At 39.6% G+C, this 20,007-nt stretch carries 16 protein-coding genes, 1 pseudogene and 1 riboswitch; of the genes and pseudogenes, 3 read left to right on the top strand and 14 right to left on the bottom strand.

Features of this window, described 5'->3' with window-relative positions; all coding sequences use genetic code 11:
* The 6 genes from qoxC to AC3ISB_RS02520 all read right to left on the bottom strand — a co-directional run bounded on the left by qoxC (nt 1) and on the right by AC3ISB_RS02520 (nt 7,399).
* On the bottom strand, nt 1-597 hold the full coding sequence (gene qoxC, locus AC3ISB_RS02545; protein WP_098370441.1) for a cytochrome aa3 quinol oxidase subunit III: 597 nt from the start codon (nt 595-597) through the stop codon (nt 1-3).
* Nucleotides 597-2,543, bottom strand: a complete 1,947-nt coding sequence (qoxB, locus tag AC3ISB_RS02540) for a cytochrome aa3 quinol oxidase subunit I (RefSeq protein WP_480339812.1) — start codon at nt 2,541-2,543, stop codon at nt 597-599. The genes qoxC and qoxB overlap by 1 nt, the downstream gene beginning before the upstream one ends.
* 73 nt (nt 2,544-2,616) lie before the next feature.
* Nucleotides 2,617-3,546 (bottom strand): cytochrome aa3 quinol oxidase subunit II, encoded by a 930-nt coding sequence (gene qoxA / locus AC3ISB_RS02535; RefSeq protein ID WP_489275470.1) that lies wholly within the window; start codon nt 3,544-3,546, stop codon nt 2,617-2,619.
* A 1,176-nt stretch (nt 3,547-4,722) separates the two neighbouring features.
* Nucleotides 4,723-5,037, bottom strand: a complete 315-nt coding sequence (locus AC3ISB_RS02530; RefSeq protein ID WP_179891008.1) for a hypothetical protein — start codon at nt 5,035-5,037, stop codon at nt 4,723-4,725.
* Nucleotides 5,038-5,301: 264 nt separating this feature from the next.
* Nucleotides 5,302-6,537 carry a S1C family serine protease gene (locus AC3ISB_RS02525; RefSeq protein ID WP_489275468.1) on the bottom strand — a complete coding sequence of 412 codons (1,236 nt, stop codon included), beginning with the start codon at nt 6,535-6,537 and terminating at the stop codon, nt 5,302-5,304.
* 190 nt (nt 6,538-6,727) lie between these two features.
* A complete protein-coding gene (locus tag AC3ISB_RS02520; RefSeq protein WP_141992700.1) occupies nt 6,728-7,399 on the bottom strand; it encodes a DUF309 domain-containing protein in 672 nt (223 codons plus the stop codon).
* A 189-nt stretch (nt 7,400-7,588) separates the two neighbouring features.
* On the opposite strand from AC3ISB_RS02520, the gene AC3ISB_RS02515 reads away from it, so the two are divergent.
* Together AC3ISB_RS02515 and AC3ISB_RS02510 are read left to right on the top strand one after the other, a co-directional pair.
* Nucleotides 7,589-7,945 carry a hypothetical protein gene (locus AC3ISB_RS02515; RefSeq protein WP_076370771.1) on the top strand — a complete coding sequence of 119 codons (357 nt, stop codon included), beginning with the start codon at nt 7,589-7,591 and terminating at the stop codon, nt 7,943-7,945.
* A gap of 211 nt (nt 7,946-8,156) precedes the next feature.
* Nucleotides 8,157-8,258 (top strand): annotated as a pseudogene (locus tag AC3ISB_RS02510) (IS3 family transposase); the annotation flags it as partial.
* Between the two features lie 70 nt (nt 8,259-8,328).
* Here AC3ISB_RS02510 and hmpA read toward each other — a convergent pair.
* Together hmpA and AC3ISB_RS02500 are read right to left on the bottom strand one after the other, a co-directional pair.
* A complete protein-coding gene (gene hmpA / locus AC3ISB_RS02505; RefSeq protein WP_489275465.1) occupies nt 8,329-9,549 on the bottom strand; it encodes an NO-inducible flavohemoprotein in 1,221 nt (406 codons plus the stop codon).
* Between the two features lie 275 nt (nt 9,550-9,824).
* Nucleotides 9,825-10,808 (bottom strand): ketoacyl-ACP synthase III, encoded by a 984-nt coding sequence (locus AC3ISB_RS02500; protein WP_144550401.1) that lies wholly within the window; start codon nt 10,806-10,808, stop codon nt 9,825-9,827.
* Between the two features lie 319 nt (nt 10,809-11,127).
* Between AC3ISB_RS02500 and AC3ISB_RS02495 the strand changes: the two genes are divergently transcribed.
* Nucleotides 11,128-11,658, top strand: a complete 531-nt coding sequence (locus AC3ISB_RS02495; RefSeq protein WP_489275463.1) for an NAD(P)H-dependent oxidoreductase — start codon at nt 11,128-11,130, stop codon at nt 11,656-11,658.
* 72 nt (nt 11,659-11,730) lie between these two features.
* Here AC3ISB_RS02495 and AC3ISB_RS02490 read toward each other — a convergent pair whose 3' ends face one another.
* The 6 genes from AC3ISB_RS02490 to AC3ISB_RS02465 form a co-directional block, all read right to left on the bottom strand.
* The gene (locus AC3ISB_RS02490) at nt 11,731-12,090 is read right to left on the bottom strand and encodes a winged helix-turn-helix transcriptional regulator (RefSeq protein WP_098370430.1); all 360 of its coding nucleotides are present in this window, start codon (nt 12,088-12,090) and stop codon (nt 11,731-11,733) included.
* 347 nt (nt 12,091-12,437) lie between these two features.
* Complete coding sequence (locus tag AC3ISB_RS02485; protein ID WP_098370429.1) at nt 12,438-13,442, bottom strand: ABC transporter permease; 1,005 nt, start codon at nt 13,440-13,442, stop codon at nt 12,438-12,440.
* A 1-nt stretch (nt 13,443) separates the two neighbouring features.
* Nucleotides 13,444-14,946 carry a sugar ABC transporter ATP-binding protein gene (locus AC3ISB_RS02480; RefSeq protein WP_489275460.1) on the bottom strand — a complete coding sequence of 501 codons (1,503 nt, stop codon included), beginning with the start codon at nt 14,944-14,946 and terminating at the stop codon, nt 13,444-13,446.
* Nucleotides 14,947-15,003: 57 nt separating this feature from the next.
* The gene (locus AC3ISB_RS02475; protein ID WP_480339806.1) at nt 15,004-16,116 is read right to left on the bottom strand and encodes a sugar ABC transporter substrate-binding protein; all 1,113 of its coding nucleotides are present in this window, start codon (nt 16,114-16,116) and stop codon (nt 15,004-15,006) included.
* A gap of 116 nt (nt 16,117-16,232) precedes the next feature.
* Nucleotides 16,233-16,338: riboswitch (SAM riboswitch) on the bottom strand.
* Nucleotides 16,339-16,433: 95 nt separating this feature from the next.
* Nucleotides 16,434-19,175: a GTPase domain-containing protein gene (locus AC3ISB_RS02470; protein WP_489275458.1), complete on the bottom strand. Its 2,742-nt coding sequence runs from the start codon at nt 19,173-19,175 to the stop codon at nt 16,434-16,436.
* 494 nt (nt 19,176-19,669) lie between these two features.
* Nucleotides 19,670-19,843 (bottom strand): hypothetical protein, encoded by a 174-nt coding sequence (locus AC3ISB_RS02465; protein WP_164468807.1) that lies wholly within the window; start codon nt 19,841-19,843, stop codon nt 19,670-19,672.
* Nucleotides 19,844-20,007: the final 164 nt, after the last annotated feature.

Genomic DNA, 20,007 nt, shown 5'->3' with positions numbered 1-20,007 from the left:
TTACATCATTCCTTTCAGGTAGACGAAACTGAAGATGAAAATCCAGACAACGTCCAAGAAATGCCAGTAAAGTGAAAAGATGAAAGCCTTGTTTGTTGTCTGTGGAGTCATACCGCGCTTTTTAATCTGCATGACGATGAATGTTCCCCAGAATAAACCAAGTGTAACGTGAGCTCCATGCGTACCTAGTAATGTGAACAAACTAGATAAGAAAGCACTTGTTTGAATCGTTGCTCCTTCATGTACATACTCCACGAATTCATAAATTTCGACTCCTAAGAAGCCTAAACCAAGAATAAGGGTGATAATGAAGAAACCAATCGTTGCTTTCTGCCTGCCAAGTCTCATTGCATTGATTCCAAGACCTATGGTAAAACTACTAGTTAAAAGAAAGATTGTTTGAAACATTAGTGTTGGGACTTTAAAAAGATGTTCCCCTGTTGGACCATTTCCAGTACCACCAACTAAGACAAAATAAGTGGCGAACAGTGTAGCGAAAAGAGCTATTTCTGCTCCTAGGAAAATCCAGAATCCAAAAATCTTTAAGCGATTTTCTTCCGTGCTATATTCTAGTGGCAGCGAGTTATCTATTTTCATTACTTAGCACCTCGCAATTTATTTTCAGTTTCTTCGATCTCTTCAACAGAGATATAACGTCCGTGATCTTTTTCGAATGAACGGTGAATCATACAAGCAAAGATACCGATCGTTGCAATGATTGCAATGATCCACATGCTGAATACCAATGCAAAGCCCCAAACGAAGAAGATACAGCTCATGATAAACGGCACGCCACTGTTATTTGGCATATGAATCTTTTCTACTTTACCGCCAAATAATTTAAAGCCTTTTTTCTTTGAATCCCAGAATGCTTCTGTAGAATCAACTGTTGGCACAATTGCAAAGTTATATTCAGGGATTGGTGTATGTGTAGCCCACTCTAGAGAACGTGCATCCCATGGATCGTTTGAGATATTTCTTGATGCATAACGAGTACTCCAATAGATATTGTACACAATAAGTGCAAAACCTATTGCTAAACCAATCGCTCCAACGAAAGAGAGCATATTCAATGGACCATATCCTGTTGCTTCAGAGTACGTATACATACGACGTGCCTGCCCATCTAAACCAGTGATGAACATCGGGAAGAATGTTACATTAAAGCCGACTATAATGAACCAGAACGACCATTTTCCAATTTTTTCGCTCAACATGAAACCGAACATTTTTGGCCACCAGTACGTAAAACCGGCAAGTACGGCAAATACAGTACCAGGGATTAAAACGTAATGGAAGTGAGCTACTAAGAACATTGTATTATGGTATTGGTAGTCAGCACTTGCCATGGCAAGCATAACCCCTGTTACCCCACCGAGCGTGAAAATCGGAATGAAAGCTAAAGAGTATAGCATTGGAACGGTAAATACGATTTTACCTTTCCAAAGTGTGAACAACCAGTTGAAAATCTTAACACCAGTCGGGACGGCAATTGCCATCGTGGTAATCGAGAAGATACCATTAACCATTGCACCGTGACCCATTGTATAGAAATGGTGAGCCCATACAATGAAAGATAGTGTAGAAATAGCTACCATGGAGATAACCATTGAATTATACCCGTACAGGTTACGACGTGCAAATGTCGAAATGATTTCACTGTAAATACCGAAAGCCGGAAGAATTACTATATAAACTTCAGGATGTCCCCAAACCCAGAACAAGTTCGCCCAAAGCATATCGCTACCGCCATTGGCCATCGTAAAGAATTGAGTTCCGAATAGACGATCCATTGTCATCAACGCAAGTGCCACTGTCAATACAGGGAAAGCGAAAACGATAATGAAGTTAGTGATCAAGATAGACCATGTGAACATTGGCATTTTCATTAAGTTCATACCAGGTGCTCTCATTTTCAAGATGGTTACGATAAAGTTGATACCAGTCATTAATGTACCGATACCTGCTATTTGAAGTGAAATCGCGTAATAGTTCGAACCGACTGATTCACTGAAATCATTACTTGCCAGCGGGAAGTAAGATGTCCAGCCTGCATCAGGAGAACCACCAACTACGAAAGAGATGTTAAATAGCATTGCCCCCATGAAGAATAACCAGAAGCTTACCGCGTTCAGACGTGGGAATGCTACGTCACGCGCTCCAACTTGTAATGGTGTAACAATGTTCATTAACCCAATGATAAATGGCATAGCCATAAACAGGATCATGACGACCCCGTGTGTTGTAAATACCTCATTATAATGCTGTCCATCCAAAAGACCGTTATCTGGAATAGCCGTTTGAGCACGCATCATAAGAGCATCAACGCCACCACGGAAAAGCATAAGCAGTGCTGCCAAGATGTACATGATACCAATACGTTTATGGTCAACCGTTGTTAACCACTCACGCCATAAGTAACCCCATTTTTTAAAATAGGTAATTCCGGCAACAACCGCAATCATGGTTAAGCCAATGGCAATCATGGATGCATAAATCGCGGGACTTGGATGAGGTACGGCAAATCGATCAAAGTAATCCATACTTTTGTGACTCCTTTCAGGAAAATATTCCTTATCTTGTAAACCTAGTTGTTTTATCGAACGAAATTAATTCTTAGTGATCATGACTCATGTTGCTGTGTTCTGAATGTTCCTCGTGTGAATCCTTGGAATCATTTTCTTCAGTATCAGAAGATCCGTGATCATGACCAGCATTTTCCCCTTCAGGAGCTGGTGAAAACTCTAAGTGAGTTCCAGTGTAAGTGGATTGTCCCACATGACCAGGTTTTAATAATTCATTGAATTTTTCCTCAGTAATCGGTTTAGCAGTAGCTTTAATTTCATCTACCCACTTATCGTATTCTTTTGCAGACAGTGCATTAACGTTGAACGTTTGCTGAGCAAAACCTGAACCACTGAAGTTTGAATTTCGACCCATATACTCACCTGGTACATCAGCTGCTAAGTGCAACGTATTAACCATGTCCGACATCGCGTATTTTTGTCCTCCAAGTTGCGGAATCCAGAAACTTGAGATTGGACCGAATGAGTAAAGTTTAAATTCAATTGGTCGGTTAGTAGGTATAAACAGATAGTTGACCGTTTCGATATCCTCTTCCGGATAACTAAAATGCCATTTCCAGTTGGAAGATGAAGCGTAAATAACTAAAGGTTCTTGATCTCCGTACCCTTTAGGTGTTGCCTCAACTTCATTTGTTGTTTTAACAGTAACAACGGATAGGAAAGCGACGATTAAAATTGGAATCGCAACCCAAATTATTTCAAGAACCTTACTTCCTTCTATATGAGGCGGTTCATAATCATCACGTTGTTTGGAAGCACGATATTTCATTATCATGAAGATATACAGTACCATAACGACAAGGACGACAAAGGACATTGTCCATATCGAAATCATAATAACATCTGCTTGTGTTGCAGCTACTGGCCCTTTAGGGTCCAAGACCATTAATGGGTTATCGCAACCGGTTAGCACAGTGGCAATTGTAAAAAGTATAGTTAATAGAGCCCATTTTATTTTCATAGTACTACCCCTTTCTTACATAATAAAATTCCAATTGGTAATTATTCGGACAAAGTGTTACCATGTTCACAAACCCGACATACCAATATTAATCCCAAGTGTAAAAAAAGACAATATAAAGTGACATCTGTCACATAAAGTTCAATAAAGAGCAGTAAGAAGATGGTAAATGAACAGAAATGTTCGAAAATCTTCAGCAAATGAAATATAATAATTGTTTAATAAATTACCTATGGAAAATTCACTTATCAGTACAGGATTGCTGACAGTATCGGTCACTTTCCGTTTAATATTACTCTAATATAATGAAATAATTTTTTCACATTATATTCACCGCGTTTATTGCCTCAAGACTTATAAAGATTATGAATTAAATTACCTATCCTGCTAATTAGGTTTCTATCGTTGGAAAACATGATTTATAGCGGATTTTTTTAACTCGGCCATGGAAGTTGGTAAATGGTAGCCGCATTGTACACGATGTTGTTTCCATGCTTCCATACCCTTATGATCCTACACTGGTCAATATTATATATATATAAGGAAATAACGAGTGTGAAATGTAATTGGCTTTATTCTCCTCTCAATACTTATTGCCCTGTCAGTATTCCTAAACAGCCGTATAGCAGTAGTCTTGGGTGAAGTAATTCAGGGGTCAGTCAAACTAGTTAAAACTAGTCAAGTTGTTTATCAATCAATATCAGTAGGACAGGACAGAAACCATTTTACAAAAAAGTACATTTGGTGGTTCAATAAACTCCGGCTTTTGGAAACTCACTACTCAAAAATCAACGACATCCCTTTTGTATCTTCAAGGAAAAGTGCATAAAAAAACCACAAAAAAAGGACTTTTTAAAAGTGTCCTTTTCTCGTGGATATAGTTCAAAATCAAAGTGAAAACTTCCTGGCGTTCAGGCAGTTTTGTTTGAATGTCCAAGCACATCGTATGTATTTCAAATACAAAGGGTTACTTGAAATATTTTTTTGGTACATGACGAGTGCAGTATATTGTATTGAATTTAAAAGGAGCCAACTAATAATTAATCCAAGTCCTCCACAAAATGAAAGCGCATTCAATCATTCGGATCACTTTGACTCAAATTCTTTAGACAGGCGTTCATCCATGTTAGTAAATCTGATGATAGAATGCAAGTTCATTATGCTATATTCCTCGTTTTAGTTACTGAATTCTGTACTTCTTTTTGTTTGAGTGTTAGCCTTTGACTTCATTTTTATGATTTTAGTCGTTTCCGGTACAATTCTTTCACCTTTATGTGTTTTCATTACCATTTCTTCTGTCAGGACAAAAAATATACCAACTAGAAAAATTGCAGCTGCGCTTAGTGTGATGGCGATTCCAACGGCGGTAAATATATAATCTTTATTGTAATCGCTTACAAAGAAACTTAAAGCAAAAATAATAATTCCGATTACACAACCTGTGCCCGATACCCATTTCACTGCATCTAACATCTTCTGATTAGCTTCCATAATTTCATCCCCTTTCTTTCTATTTTATGACATTTCACAAATTTGTCAAATCTTTTCTATATTTTAACATATTCACAATGAAAACCTTGACAAATAGAACGTGCTACTATTAGCTTTTAGGTATTCAAGACTATATGAAAAATCTGCAAAACAGTGCAAATACACTACCTACTTTTTCCTATATTAACCTTTTCTATACTACTAAAAACTTCTCGACTTCCAATTAAAAGCCCCCTGATGATTAATCAGGGGGCTAACTACTTTCTATGGTTTTTGCAAGGTTAACGTTACCGTTTTCTCTTCAGTACCCCGATATACTTTAACCTTTACTTTATCGCCGATTTTCTTATCTGTATATAAGTACTTCCTTAATGCAGCGGCTGTATTTATTTTCGTTCCATCAATTTCAACGATGATATCCTGTTGCTTAAGCCCTCCATTCGCCGCAGCCGATCCCGCTTCTATACTCGTCACCATTACACCGGACTTTACGGCTTCAGGAACATTTTGAATGTAATATTGCGGCAGTTCTTCCATACTGGCCAAGCTGACTCCTAAATATGGACGCGTGATTTTTCCATTTTCAATCAGCTCCGTAACAATCGGAATCACATCATTGCTTGGTATGGCAAACCCTAAGCCTTCCACACCGTTTTCGGAAATCTTCAAGCTGTTTATGCCAATCACTTCCCCAGCGGTGTTGATCAAAGCACCGCCGCTATTGCCAGGGTTGATCGCTGCATCTGTTTGAAGGACATCAAGTTCCCACTCCCCATCCGAGGTATCGACTGAAATGGAGCGTCCGGTCGCACTGACGATCCCTTGTGTAACCGATCGTGAAAAATCAAGTCCAAGTGGGTTGCCAATTGCCAATACTTCTTCACCTGGACGCATGCTATCAGAATTACCGAATTTAATTCCCTCCGGTGCTTTCGAAGCATCAATTGTCAAAACCGCTAAATCCGTCAAAGCATCCGCGCCGACAACCGCTGCTGTTGCCTTTTGTCCATCATACAATGAAATTTCGACTTCCTTAGCTCCTTCAATAACATGATTGTTCGTGATGATATAGGCTTTCCCATTAGCTTTTTTATATATGACCCCTGAGCCAGTGCCGCTCTCAACCGTTTCGCTCTCCGTGCTTTGCTGCTGGTACGGGTTCTGGTTTTGCATCTCCTGTAAATTCACGACCCCTACAATTGATTTGGATGCTGATTCGACCATCTCTGCCCTATCATTTGAATCCGTACTTGTCGATAACTTTTCCGCCGTGACATTTTTATCCTTTTCAACACTTTCCGTTTGCTGTACACCTGCCGTTTCTGTTGCCTCATTCACTGAACTTTTCCCTTGATCTATAAAATCCCCGCCAAATAGAAATACAGACGATGTAACCATAGAAGCAACCGCTCCGGAAACAAGACTGGTTATCCAAAGAGATTTACCCTTTTTCCGTTCTGCCTTGACTCTGACTTGCTCATCACCATTATAATTCTCCATCTTTACCCCTCCTAGGATTGTCCTTTACTTGGCTCAATCATAAACAGTAAATATTAAAAAATTCTTAAGAAAATAAAGAATAAGGTGACCTTTTTAAAAAAATTAAAATTTTATCGAATCCTGTTACTTTGCCGCACCACAAAATAAAAAGGCCTCTACAGGGGCCTTTAATCCGAACATTCAGTTATCCTTACATGACTTCATAAACTTCTTTAGTCTTCTTATTCACGCCATACCAGCCCCAAGTGGTTTTATGGCCACTTTTCTGACTAGGTTCATCCACCTCGAAAACATGAAAAATGTAATCTCCCTTTTCGGAATCATGATCATGTTCGATATGCAAATTCGGGAAATTTTCCATGTCCACATAATCCTTCACAAGCTTCTCCGCCTGAGATTTACTTAATGTACTGACCGAATCCTTGCTTCCTTTGCCTTTTGTTTCCGTTGCCGCCTTATCTTCTACTTTGGATCCGTCCTCAGTTGCTTCCTCCACCGGTTCGTCATTCCCCTCTACAGTTTCTATCGTGGCGGAGTTTGATACCAGGTGCATTTCCCCCCCCTTTGAAACCATTTGTTTACCTTCCCGGTATTTTGCTTTATATGCGGTTGCTTTTTCAAAATCGCTTTTGGCCGAACCAAAATCCTGTTCGTCGTAATTCTTCATCCCACTTGCCAGAAAACCTGAAAGATCCATTAACTCCCTTGCTTCCGGTGTTTTTGCTTCTTTATAAGCTAATTCAAATGCCTCATGGGCTTCTAAATAATTTTCCTCATTCAACTGACTTTTCCCTAAATCCATATTGGAATCATAATTCCTTGTTACGCAGCCTGAAGCAATCAACACAAAAAAAATAACCATGATTGACCTCTTCACTATGTCACCCCTCACTTTTCCATAATATTCTGTAAATCCATCTTAAACCATTTGATAAGAAATCCGATACCTCTATTTCCTATCTTTTTCATTAAGGAAATGTTTACGTTCATGATTAACTTTTTACAAATAGTGGTACAGAATAGATAAACGCTTGAAAGGATGATGTGCAGAATGATGCAGGAAAAACAGACCTACCATGTCGATTTGGTCAGCGGCGACGTACTCGGACAAAAACTTGAAGAGAATCCAAGCTTCACTATACACGCAACTGATGAGGAACTTGCAGAATTGAAACAATGCTTGGAGGAACACCGGACAGATGACCTGGAGGCATATGCCCGTTCACATGTGCCCTACCTTCTCTATCATCATGACCGGGCAAATGATAAATACGATGCAGCCATGAAAAGACTTTATGCCCTCATTTATAAATTAGGGGATGAAACGGCACGAAACCATATTGAAGAAATCGGCATATTGAAAGATAACAAATTCGAGGGAAAAGAAGAAGTGCAAAAGTTCAAATAACAAATAGGAACAGAACCTAAAATCAAAGGTTCTGTTCTTTTATGATCAAGTTCAATCAAATAGCCTTCCTCCCCCCCCCAATATAAGGAAAAAGATTCCATTTTGTGATTCATTATACAGTTTTATACGCAGGTTCCTTTCAATCTACATATTTATCTTTCAAATAGTCTGAACCTACACCACCAATAACCATCAAAGCTAATGGTAAAAACTAGAAGAATATTTCCATTACTACAATCATCAACGAATCAAGATAAAATTAAAAGGCATGAGCCCGGTAGATTACCGGGTTCATGCCCTCAAGGCTGCATAATTAAATAATGTGCCTAACTTTTTGGGTTCACTTCAATGAAAGATCCTTTTTATTCACAAATTTAGTTTACTTATTTTTCTCCTAAAATAGCGAGTGGACTAAATACTTCATAATGAATATGGTCTTTCGATACACTCCATTTATTCAGGGACTCATTGATTGCTTCCATAAAAGGAATAGGTCCGCAGAAATAAAAATTAGCTTCTTTTGATGGAACGATAGATTGCAGGAAGTCTAAACCCACGTATCCTTCTTTATCAAAATGTCCAGAGGTTCGATCGGCTTCTGTTGGTGCACCATAGACTGCATATGATTTTATATGTTGGTGTTCATTCACTATTTGTTGCAGATGATCTTTAAAAGCATGTGTTTGACTATTGCTTGTTGCATGGATAAACGTAACCTGACGTTGTGGTTGCTTTTCTATAATGGTATTTAACATGCTAAGCAAAGGTGTAATTCCAATACCCCCACTAATTAGAACAACGGGTAAATCAGTGTTATCCAGTTCGAAGTCACCTGCAGGAGCAGAAAATTGCAGCATATCTCCAACTTGCAGCTGTTTATGCAAATAGTTAGATACAATTCCAGATGGAGCATCTCCATGGGCATCTTCACGTTTAACACTAATTCGGTAGTAATCTTTACCAGGTGAATCTGAAAGACTGTAATGGCGTATGTGCGTATATTTCTCGCCAGGAATTTCAGCCTTAAGTGTTAAGTATTGCCCAGCATGATAGGAGGCAATGGGGTTTCCGTCTGTAGGCTTTAGATAAAAGGAGGTTACCACATCACTTTCTTTTATCTTTTTATCGATATTGAAACTTCGATATCCTTCCCATCCACCAGGCTGATGTTCTGTTTCCTCATAAAGGTTTTTTTCAATATCAATAAAGGCATCGGCAATATAGCCATAGGCCTTTCCCCATGCCTCTATGATTTCATCTGTGGCTGTGTCACCCAACACATCTTTAACTGCTTGAAGCAACGTTTCACCTACAACCGGATACTGTTCAGGCTTGACCCCTATGGCACGATGTTTCTCAGTAACTCTTTTAATTACCGGTTTTATCGCTTCAAGGTTCATAATATGTTCACCTGCAGCATAGACAGCATATCCCAAGGCCTCCTGTTGAATTCCTCTTTTTTGGTTCGTTTGGTTAAAAAGATTATACAAATCAGGAGCTTTTGAAAATAGTAATTCATAAAATCTCTTTCCTATTGGTTTACTATGTTCCTTGAGAACAGGTGCTGTTGACTGAACGATTTCTATGGTCTTAGCATCAAGCATGTTAAAATTTCCTCCTCAAATTTCAGGGATATATACTTTAAATAGCATTCCCGCTAAATATTGGAGTAAACATGATATTTTGGCCCTTTTCACTTATCACTAACCAACCCAAACTCCTTACTAAAGGCGGGCTTCCGCCCATTTGGAGATTTTGAACTCCCTTAAGATAATTCAAAGACACCATACCTATTAGTACGGTGTCTTTTTGTTATTTTAGTATCCTTGTTAACTTAAACTGACCCTTTATATCAATAAGAACAGTAGCAGAAAAAGTGTTATAGGGTCCAATTGATAAGCAATCCTGCTTGTGCTAACCCACCACCGAAACCATATAATAAAATCTTCTCACCATTATTTAGCTTTCCTTCACTTACTCCTTGATCTAAAGCTAATGGTATTGTTGCTGAAGAAGTATTTCCATATTCCACCAAGCTATATAAAGTACGCTCAATTGGAAAGCCACTTCTATCACATATTGACTCAATCATTCTTAAATTTGCACTATGCGGAACGAACCAATCAACATCATTCAAATGCAAATCAGTATTTTTCATCACAGTTTGCATTCCTTTTGGAACAGTAGTAACAGCCCATTTATAAACCTCACGTCCATTTTGAACAAGATTACCACTATTATTCAAGTCTTCACCATTTATACGTGTCGATAGGTTTGTACTATATAAATTTTTTCCGCCTTCTCCTTCCGAATATAAATGTGAAGAAATAAAACTTGGCTGTTTTTCATCATATTCTACAAGAACTGCTCCTCCACCATCTCCAAATAAAATACAAGTGGCTCGATCTTCATAGTCCATAATTTTAGATAAAGTATCAGCTCCAATAACAAGAACTTTCTTGTTTAAACCAGATGTTACTAATCCATTAGCTACATGCAACCCATAAGTAAATCCTGCACAAGCTGCGTTTAAATCAATAGCTCCAGTATTCTTAATACCTAGCTTTGCTTGGACTAAAGAAGCTACACTCGGAGTGTTAAAATCAGGTGTAAAGGTACAGACAATAATCATATCAACATCTTCGACAGATTTATCATACCGTTCCATTAAATCCTTTACAGCTTTATAACTTATATCACTAGTAAACTCTTCTTCATGTGCAATTCTTCGCTCTTTAATACCAGTACGTTTAACAATCCATTCATCATTGGTTTCAACCATTCTTTCTAAGTCCTTATTTGTTAAGCTTTTTTCTGGAACATAAGAACCTATCGCAGTAATACGTGCTTTGGATTTGAACATAAAATAACCACCTCGTGTTATGAATTGCATCAATTTTATAACTGATATTAATACCTGGTACTAATTATAAAGTAAAAAAAATCTTATGCAACTACCGGTCACTTTAGAACCCAAAGGAAAAGAGCTGAACGACAAAGAACGAGGTCCTTGCTCACCCCCCAGTAAGAAGAAATCCATTCATTCTTTTCTAATCTCTTTAAAGACTTATACCGATTTAACACTCTCCTTTAGGTAAGTACCTATACTAAAAGTGCATACTTACGTACTTGCAGAGTGCACTTTATACTTAAGATAAATAATAATTAAGGAGGAGAAATCTTTGAAAACTCTTGTTATCGTATCACACCCAAGTCTAGAAACATCCGTCATAAATAAGCGATGGGTAGAAGAGCTCAGGAAATATCCGGAAAAGTATACATTACACGAATTGAATAAGGTTTACCCTGACGGATACATTAATGCGGAAAAAGAACAGCAATTAATCGAATCGCATAGTAATCTTGTTTTACAGTTCCCTTTTTATTGGTTTAATTGTCCGCCTCTCCTAAAAAGATGGCTTGACGATGTTTTTACATATGGTTGGGCTTATGGTTCAAATGGAGGCGATAAATTAAAGAATCGCAAAGTTGCTTTAGCTGTATCTGCCGGAATTAACAAAGAAGATTATAGTGAAGAGGGAAGTTATCGCTATACACTTGAACATTTATTATCTCCCTTTGAAACTACCTTCCTATACTGCAATGCAGATTATCGTTCATTCTTTGCGTTTTATGGTGCTGAAAATGAGCCGTCCGCAAGCGAATTGGAAAAAAGCGCACAAGATTATTTGAATTTTGTCGACAACCTTTAATAGGCAGTTCCATTAAAGAAGTATTTCCTTGTTAGGGAAATACTTCTTTTGAATTAATCAAAATAGCTACACCTACGGCTGTACAGACTCCTGAGCTGGCAAGCTGTTTTTTTCTCCCCACTCGCACATCAAATTTAACAATGGAATGAGAGATAGACCACGTTCAGATAATGAATATTCTACTTTTGGGGGTATTTGGGGAAATTCCTTGCGTATGATAAGGCCGTCTGCCTCCAACTCTTTTAACATGATGCTTAGTGTTTTAAAGGAAATGGTACCGATACTTCGCTTCAGCTGATTATGCCGCATAACCTTATTTTCAGACAGCCAATACATTATGATCATTTTATATTTGCCGCCTATTAAGGACAACGTATATCCAAAGCCAGTGTCATTTGGTTTCACGCCAGTCGGAACACAGGTTTCACGCATAAGTTTACACTCTCCTTTAGATAAGTATAGGATATGAATGTTCATACTTTACAATAGATCATTATCAATCTTATTAAAAGGTAAAGTAAGTTCCCTATAAAAATTGACTATTGTGGTCAATGTTTATACTCCAACAATGAGGGAGCAAAAGGTCCTACTGCCCCCATTTTAGCGAAAGTAAAAAGAGTTCATTATTATTAAGTAAAATGATGAAGTTGCGCAAATTTATATCCATGACCCGTCCCTTTTAAAAAAGGAAAGATCCTGTTGCATATCCAACAGGATCTTTATCAATATTCAACAATCCCAATGATAGGTTTCTTGTAGATTAACGTAACGGATTCATTTTAGTGTTTTTGTTTGTAATAGGTTACCGCGAGCGCAAGGGCCAGCACTGTTCCTTTGACGATATCCATCGCATAATACGGAACGGACATCATGATCAAACCATTTTGAAGGATTCCGATCAGGACTGCACCGACAAAGGTTCCAAATGCATTCGGTTTTCCCGCTCCTAAAACGGAGGAACCAATGAAGGCTGCTGCAACGGCATCCATTAAATAGGGGGACCCTGAATTGATTTCCGATGTCATGACCCTTGAAGCTAGGACAATCCCCCCGATTGCAGCTAATAGAGCTGACAGCAGATAGGCAAGGATTTTGTATTTATTGACCGATATCCCGGAAAGTCTCGCCGCTTCCTTATTTCCCCCAATAATGTACATATAACGACCGTGCTTCGTATAAGTCAAAAAGATATGGGTCGCAATCACAATGACTGCCATGATCAGGATTATCCATGGTACCTGGCCAATTTTGGCGAAAAATGGGCTGATCAGTCCTGTTGCGAATGTCCCGTCGGGCATGACCATATTTTGCGAAACCGTTGCCCCTTTTGTATAAGTAAGGGCAATTCCCTGGATAATGAACATGGTAGCCAATGTCATCAGCATGTCGGGAATTCTCAATTTAACGATCATGAATGAATTCAAAGCCCCTACGACAAGTGAGGCGCCGATCGCAGCTAATATGGCGATTAATGTATCCTGCGAAAACCAGACAAACATTGATATGACGATGGCATTGGCCAATGATGCGACGGAGCCGACGGAAAGGTCGAAGCCATCCACGGTCAGGGATATCGTAATGCCAATCGCAATGATGGTCACGATTGAAATGGAACGCAGGATGTTGATCAGATTATTCGTTTGAATGAAAGATGGATTGGACACGGCAAAAATTACAATCAGAATGATAATCGTCAATATTGTGCCGTATTTATAGAAAAAGTCGAATAGTTCCAGCTTTTTCTTCGCTTTCGCTGTCTGTGTAACAGGAATGGGTATGCTCATCCTATTTTCCTCCTGTTGAATAGAATAGTAGTTCTTCTTCATTCGTTTTGCTCGTTTCTAATTCGATGACAGTGCTCCCGTCATATAGCACATATGTCCGGTTGGTAATGCCAATGATTTCGGAAAGCTCGGATGATGCATAAATGATCGCTTTCCCATTCCTTGCAAGCTTTGCAATCAATTCGAATATATCCTTCTTGGCTCCAACATCGACCCCTTTCGTTGGTTCATCGAATATGTATACATCCGCATCGGCCATAAGCCATTTTCCGATGGCAACTTTTTGCTGGTTACCACCTGAAAGGTTTTCGACATTCACTTCTCCTGAAGGAGTTTTAATGCCGAGACTTGCGATCATTTCCTTCGCCTTTTCCTTTTCCGCCTTACGATCCACGAAGCTGAACGTCTTGCAGAATTTGCCGAGACTGGCTGCGGTCAAGTTCGCCGAGACTGATTCCTGAACGAGGACCCCTTCTTTCCTGCGTTCCTCAGGTACAAGTGCCAGACCGCTTTTTACTGCTTCGTGCGGTGATTTCAAAGAAAGCTTTCGACCATTCAGGATTACTTCCCCCGCTTTGATCGAAGTATGACCGAAAAGGGTTTTACAGAGTTCCGTTTTTCCCGCCCCGACTAACCCTGCCAAGCCGATTATCTCGCCTGCTTTAATATTCAGACTGACATCCTTGACTTTCTCGGCATCTGACAATCCGTTCACTTCCAGAATGACGTCTCCGATCGAAGCATTGACTTCTGGAAACTGGTCATCCATGGCTTTACCGAGCATATTCTCTACCACTTCGTTACGGGTTATGTCCTCCTTCTTTCGACAAGTGACACGCTCCCCATTTCTCATGATCGTAATTTCCTCACAGATTTCAAAAATCTCAGGCAGACGATGTGAAATGAAAATGATTCCCACGCCTTTTTGCTTTAATTCATTTACAATTCGAAAAAGTTCTGTCGTCTCCGTATGACTTAACGGAGCAGTTGGCTCATCGAGAATCAGGAATTTGCATTCTGTCGAAACGGCTCTTGCTATCAGGACCATCTGTTTTTCAGCCAAGGTAAGGTCTCTTACCAGCTTTTTCGAAGGGACACGAATTTTCATATCTTCAAGAATATAAGAGGCTTGTTTGTGCAGCTCTTTCCATTGGACCTTCTGTTTTTCCCCCATGTTTTGGACCATATCATTCAACATTACATTTTCCCCAACCGTTAAGTAAGGGATGAGGGCTGTATCCACTTCCTGATAAACAATTTGAATGCCTTGTTCCTGAGCCGCTTTTGGCGAGCGGATATCCCGCCTCACCCCATCAATAAAAATGTCACCTGAATAATGAACATGGGCTCCCGATAAAACTTTCATTAACGTCGATTTCCCTGCTCCGTTTGCACCGACCAATGCGTGGGCTGTCCCTGATTGTACGGAAAAATCAACTTCACTCAGCGCCTTCACCCCCGGAAATTCAATCGAAATCTTCTTCATTTCTAGTTGCGTGCCCATGTCCATTCCCCCTTATTGAACAGACACTCCCTTCTACTTGAAAGAGAGTGTCTCTTTTTACTTTTTATAATGATCCTTCAAAACTTTCATCCAATCTTCTTCAAATTCCGTAGATTCACCCCATCCATCGACAATACCAGACAGATTTGCCATGTTTACCGCTTCTTTTGAAGCTTGGACTTGCTTTTGTGAAATAAGTGAAGCCTCTAAGTCATAGGTTTGCGGCGTATCTTCGCCCGCCAATTTTTTAGCCAATATCCTCATATTAACTGCACCGATCAACTTGGGATCGACTGCTGCCGTGTAGGACCATGAGCTATCTGCCGATTGGATTTCCTGGAGATCTGCGTTAGATACATCAATTCCATATATCTTCACTTCATCTCGGCCCGCTTCTTTAATCGCCCGGGCTGCACCGATGGCAAAGGCATCCCATGTTGCGAAAATGGCATCCAATTTACCTTTAGGGTATTTATTCAGCATTGCGGCTACAGCATTTTGTGTCTGAACCGAAGTATCGGCAGATGCCACTCCGAATCTTTCGACTTCTTTAATCCCAGGATTTTCTTTTAGTTTTTCCTGATAGACTGCATTTCTTCTTACCATTGGTGGGAAACCATCCACCCAAAGATATGCAATTGCCGCTTCACCTTTCTGCTCTTTTATCAGTTTATCAAAAGCCAGTGTTGCCAACGCTTCATCATCCTGTGAAGTTAATGTCACACCATCTATTTTAGATAGATCGCTTATTGAATCGAACGTGACAACGCTTTTACCTGAATCAACCAACTTTTGAACGTCATTCACAGTTGCTGCATCATCACCATGGGAAATGATATAGCCGTCGTAATCTTCCTCCAATGCCTGCGCTATCGCATCATGAAATTTAGCCGTATCACCATTGGCTGTATATGTATCCACTTGGAAACCGAGTGCTTCTCCTTCTTCCTTCGCCCCCGCCAGGTATTGGGCCGTATGATCATCACCGCCAATTTTACGGATCACTTTGATCTTGGCTCCATCCCCATCTGCAAATCTTTCCGGTACATTTTCAAATGATACTTTTTCTTCTTTCTTCGATTCTGTGGAACTCTGCCCAGTAGAGCAACCCGTTAAAAGCAAAGCCGAAGCGATGGCTGAAATAAATATCCCTTTAATAGACCTTCTCATCTTGTTTTCCCTCCATGTTTTCTAATTAGTCTTATCAGTTAAGTCGGTGTAAATCCCAAAATAAAAACCTCTCTAATATAGAGAGGTTTAATCGGCTGTTTTGCAGACTTGTCCCTCTCTTATCTGTCAAAACATTTCTGTTTTGCAGGATTTAGCACCAATTCCTAATGGAACGGTTGCTGGGCATCTTAGGGCCAGTCCCTCCGCCACTCTTGATAAGAGATATATTGTGTTACGTTTTCGTAATTATCACTTTATAGGGATATAGTCGTAAAGTCAATAGATTTTTGAATATTTGAAATGTTCCCCGTTATTTTTTATTTTCTTTGAAGCTGGGCTAGACGCTTTTTCTCGATTTTTTCAAGCCTCTCCAACTGCCTTAATTTCACTTCGAACAAAGTGATCGGGTCACGGTAAACTTCCGGATTTTCTTTCATATGCTCCAATGCAGCCTGGAAGTCTTTTATCTCGGTCTGCGTTTGTTCAATCGTTTTTTGAAGTAAGGCAAATGAACTGCGATAGAAAAGTGCGATGTCCCGATCCAAAGATTTTTCAAACAATCCAAATTGGGTAAGGAAACGTTCCGTGATCATTTCCGCAACATCCAGGTAATCTTCACTTTCCAGATATTTCTTATAACGATTGTACATATTGGCTTTATTTTGCGGTATCGCCCCAAACAGCTTCCCTGCTCCTTTAAGCAGCAATTGTGATGGAGTCCTGCGCAAAAGGATATTAACGTTTTCGATGCGGATACTGCTTGTCATCCGATCGGCATCACGGCGCCAGTCATCCAATACCCTGAAGTCACCTGCAAGCGTAATCCGTTCTTCTTTGTATAATTCATTGAATCCGGCACTCATCTCATCCATAAACTGCTGGCTTTGTGAGAACTCCATTTGGGAACTGGCAATCCAGTCTTGAAGAGAACGGTAATATTGAGGCATGATCTTATCAGAAATGAAGTTTTGAATCCGCTCATTCATTTCTTGGTTTAACTGTACATGGACCTGACTGAAATCACTGCTTTCCGTTAATGATTTAGAGCAATCCCTCAATAATTCAGGAATTTTAGAAGAAAGCTGATTTTTCACTTCATCCTTAAGCAGACGATACGACCTTATGATATTTTCACTTTTTTCTTTTTCCAAATCAGCCAGTTGATTGACCGCCCCATTCAGTTTGACTTCCATCTGTTCATTCCAAGAGATGGAATGCTCGCATTTCCGCTCATTGGCTGCCCGTTTTTCTAACAGATAAGATAAAGTTTTACGAATGAATGCAAGGATTTTTTCAGATCTTCTTTCCTTCCAATTATCCTCTTGATAATTCGATTGAAGGAAGGCTGAAAGGTCCTTCAATTGCTGCTTGCTATCATACAGTTTGGAGAAAGCGAATACTTTCGCATTCGGGAAATATGCATTCACTTTATCCCATGTTTCGTCTTCCATCCGGACTGCCACCTGATCACTGTATATCGTATCCATTTTATTTAACAAGAAATGAATCGGCAGTTTCGGAGCCATCATTTGAATTTCCAATAACAGATCCCGTTCACTGCCGGTGAAAGGCGCCCGGGCGTCAAGAACGAACATCAGTCCATCACTGCCATGTAAATAGCCTTGGAAATCTGATTCCACGCTTTTTTCCCCATTGAACCCCGGTGTATCCAATAATCGCAGACCATTATTTCTTAGGTAGTCACTTATGATTGTCACATCAACAATAGTCCCGCGCTGGCGGCGTGTTTCATCCAATTCAGTTAGCTCCATGACAACCTTTCTATCTGTATCGGTAATTTCAAGGATTTCCAAATCATCCCCGTCTTTGACACTGACTAATGACGAATGATCTTCAGCGGCAATGCTCTCGCCAACAATTGACTGAATGAAGGATGTCTTGCCATTTCCTGTACTTCCTACAAGAAGAAGATTGAAGTTTTCGGTATCCTTAAGCCCCTCGACCATCCATTTAAGCTTATTGCCAACCATTAAATCATTATCTTCAGCCCACTGGATAATGGAATTGAACAGTTTCTCTCCCGCTTCCAGTCCGCCTCCTATTTTAGGCGATTTCGCCAACAGGCTTTCTGCATCCTGAATGACCAGCGCATTGATCGTATCCGGGAAGATTTCATTCCAGGACAACGCGGATGCCGCCGCAAACAGCGAGAGCTCCCCATCTGCGATTTTGAGCCAGTTTTCCAGTAACCTTGGCACGACAGGACTTAAATCTTTGATTAGGTGCGTTCCTTCTAAAAGACCTGCATATGCATCCCTGTAATAGACGGAAAGCTCATCCCATACATCAGCATGGTTCAATTCGATGGTATCTATCAAGTTATTAATCACTCTTAGCCATTCGAAATAAGAATCCGTATATTTATAATTTTTCCAAAGGGCAACCGTCACCTTTTCGAAACGTTCCTGGTCGAGTGTGTAAAGCGAACCAAGGACAGTTGAAAAATAATCCGGATCAATCGATTGGGCAACACCCTGCTGGATATACGTCTTCAGCACATCGAACCAACCCACTGATTCTGTACGGATACTTTCATTAGCCGCTAATACCACTGCACTGTTCCAATCCTTTTGTTCTTCAAAAAAGGCGCGTGCGATTTCCGTGACATTCGGGTAATCCGGTTGAAACTCGACTGCTTCTTTCACAACTTTGGAAGCCAGGTCATTTCTCGATTCCACTATGTACAGCGAAAAAAGTTGCAAAAGAACCTCTGTTTTCAAGACCGCTTCATCCGTATTGACGGATTTATAGATATCCTCTGCGGTAGAGTACATTTCCAGTTCAAAATAAGCATCAGCGATGTTTTTCTTCGCCCATGAACCAAGTTCCCCTTCTATGTTCTCCCATTTAAAAATGGCTGCTTCATAGTCATGATGCTGAAAATATACTTCTCCTTGAGCAAATCGAATTGCAGTTAAATCCGCTCTTTCCTTTTTTTGTTCCACGAGAAACATTTCACCCAAAGCTTGAATCGGGTGCTTCCTTGTATCCTCAATCATCGTTTCATAATATTTTTTTCCGATCAGCCGTTCGTCCATCTTTATTCCCCCGATATATTTCATATTTTCAATTAAAGGATAATCACTGATTCTATAAGCCTTCTAATAGACCTAACTTCAATCTATTGGTTCCTTTAGTTAAAAAATCATTTACAAAACCTTAAAATATTATTTTAGCAAAACAATATGGTAACAACATGTCACCACTCTTACAATTTTAAAACAGAAACAATTGGAACTGTAATGTTTTTAATAAAGAGATACATAAATGTCATTTCCATATTCGAGAAAAAATGTTTTTCCCAGTTTTACCACATATCAGATAGAGCTGGGCGAACCATTCTTTATACCTCTAAATTACCAGAAGCCCAGCCCTTCAACTACCTATAACGGTAAAAAAGCAAAATCACCCTGCCTCGTCCATTACTATATCCCCATTTTTCCGTTCATATAAAAAAGCAGTACCCTCATTCATAAAAGGTAACTGCTCTCTGATAAGCTCCGAACAGTCGTTGTCCTTTGACAAATTAGGATTATACCCCTGTACGCTTACGTTGGTTATTCGGCTTTTTGGTCAACTGGCTTTTAAGCTGTTTCGTTTTCTTCACAACGCCTGTTTCCAGTTTATCTTTACTTGATCCTGCTTGCTTTTGAGCCAGTTTTTGTTTGACTGCATCCGCCAGGCTTAATTTTTTATTTTCAGACATACTGTTGTCTCCTTTAGTGTTCTGCCTTCTATTATAATATAGTTGCGATTAGAAAGATAATAGGGAGTAATATCCTATTCTTCTTGAAAATATCCTCTGGATATAGGAAGTTTCGCCAACGAGGGACTAATTTCCTGCTCCTTTAAAAGGATTAATGATAAATT

This window comes from Peribacillus sp. GL_122, from assembly GCF_057835005.1.
Note: the sequence above shows the minus strand (reverse complement) of the source record. Positions and strands in the feature narration are given on the sequence as shown.

What these genes read in the sequence shown, in the direction of transcription:
- qoxC (WP_098370441.1), bottom strand. Translation starts at nt 597, where the DNA reads ATGAAAATAGATAACTCGCTGCCACTAGAATATAGCACGGAAGAAAAT.
- qoxB (WP_480339812.1), bottom strand. Translation starts at nt 2,543, where the DNA reads ATGGATTACTTTGATCGATTTGCCGTACCTCATCCAAGTCCCGCGATT.
- qoxA (WP_489275470.1), bottom strand. Translation starts at nt 3,546, where the DNA reads ATGAAAATAAAATGGGCTCTATTAACTATACTTTTTACAATTGCCACT.
- AC3ISB_RS02530 (WP_179891008.1), bottom strand. Translation starts at nt 5,037, where the DNA reads ATGGAAGCTAATCAGAAGATGTTAGATGCAGTGAAATGGGTATCGGGC.
- AC3ISB_RS02525 (WP_489275468.1), bottom strand. Translation starts at nt 6,537, where the DNA reads ATGGAGAATTATAATGGTGATGAGCAAGTCAGAGTCAAGGCAGAACGG.
- AC3ISB_RS02520 (WP_141992700.1), bottom strand. Translation starts at nt 7,399, where the DNA reads ATGGTTATTTTTTTTGTGTTGATTGCTTCAGGCTGCGTAACAAGGAAT.
- AC3ISB_RS02515 (WP_076370771.1), top strand. Translation starts at nt 7,589, where the DNA reads ATGATGCAGGAAAAACAGACCTACCATGTCGATTTGGTCAGCGGCGAC.
- hmpA (WP_489275465.1), bottom strand. Translation starts at nt 9,549, where the DNA reads ATGCTTGATGCTAAGACCATAGAAATCGTTCAGTCAACAGCACCTGTT.
- AC3ISB_RS02500 (WP_144550401.1), bottom strand. Translation starts at nt 10,808, where the DNA reads ATGTTCAAATCCAAAGCACGTATTACTGCGATAGGTTCTTATGTTCCA.
- AC3ISB_RS02490 (WP_098370430.1), bottom strand. Translation starts at nt 12,090, where the DNA reads ATGCGTGAAACCTGTGTTCCGACTGGCGTGAAACCAAATGACACTGGC.
- AC3ISB_RS02485 (WP_098370429.1), bottom strand. Translation starts at nt 13,442, where the DNA reads ATGAGCATACCCATTCCTGTTACACAGACAGCGAAAGCGAAGAAAAAG.
- AC3ISB_RS02480 (WP_489275460.1), bottom strand. Translation starts at nt 14,946, where the DNA reads ATGGGCACGCAACTAGAAATGAAGAAGATTTCGATTGAATTTCCGGGG.
- AC3ISB_RS02475 (WP_480339806.1), bottom strand. Translation starts at nt 16,116, where the DNA reads ATGAGAAGGTCTATTAAAGGGATATTTATTTCAGCCATCGCTTCGGCT.
- AC3ISB_RS02470 (WP_489275458.1), bottom strand. Translation starts at nt 19,175, where the DNA reads ATGGACGAACGGCTGATCGGAAAAAAATATTATGAAACGATGATTGAG.
- AC3ISB_RS02465 (WP_164468807.1), bottom strand. Translation starts at nt 19,843, where the DNA reads ATGTCTGAAAATAAAAAATTAAGCCTGGCGGATGCAGTCAAACAAAAA.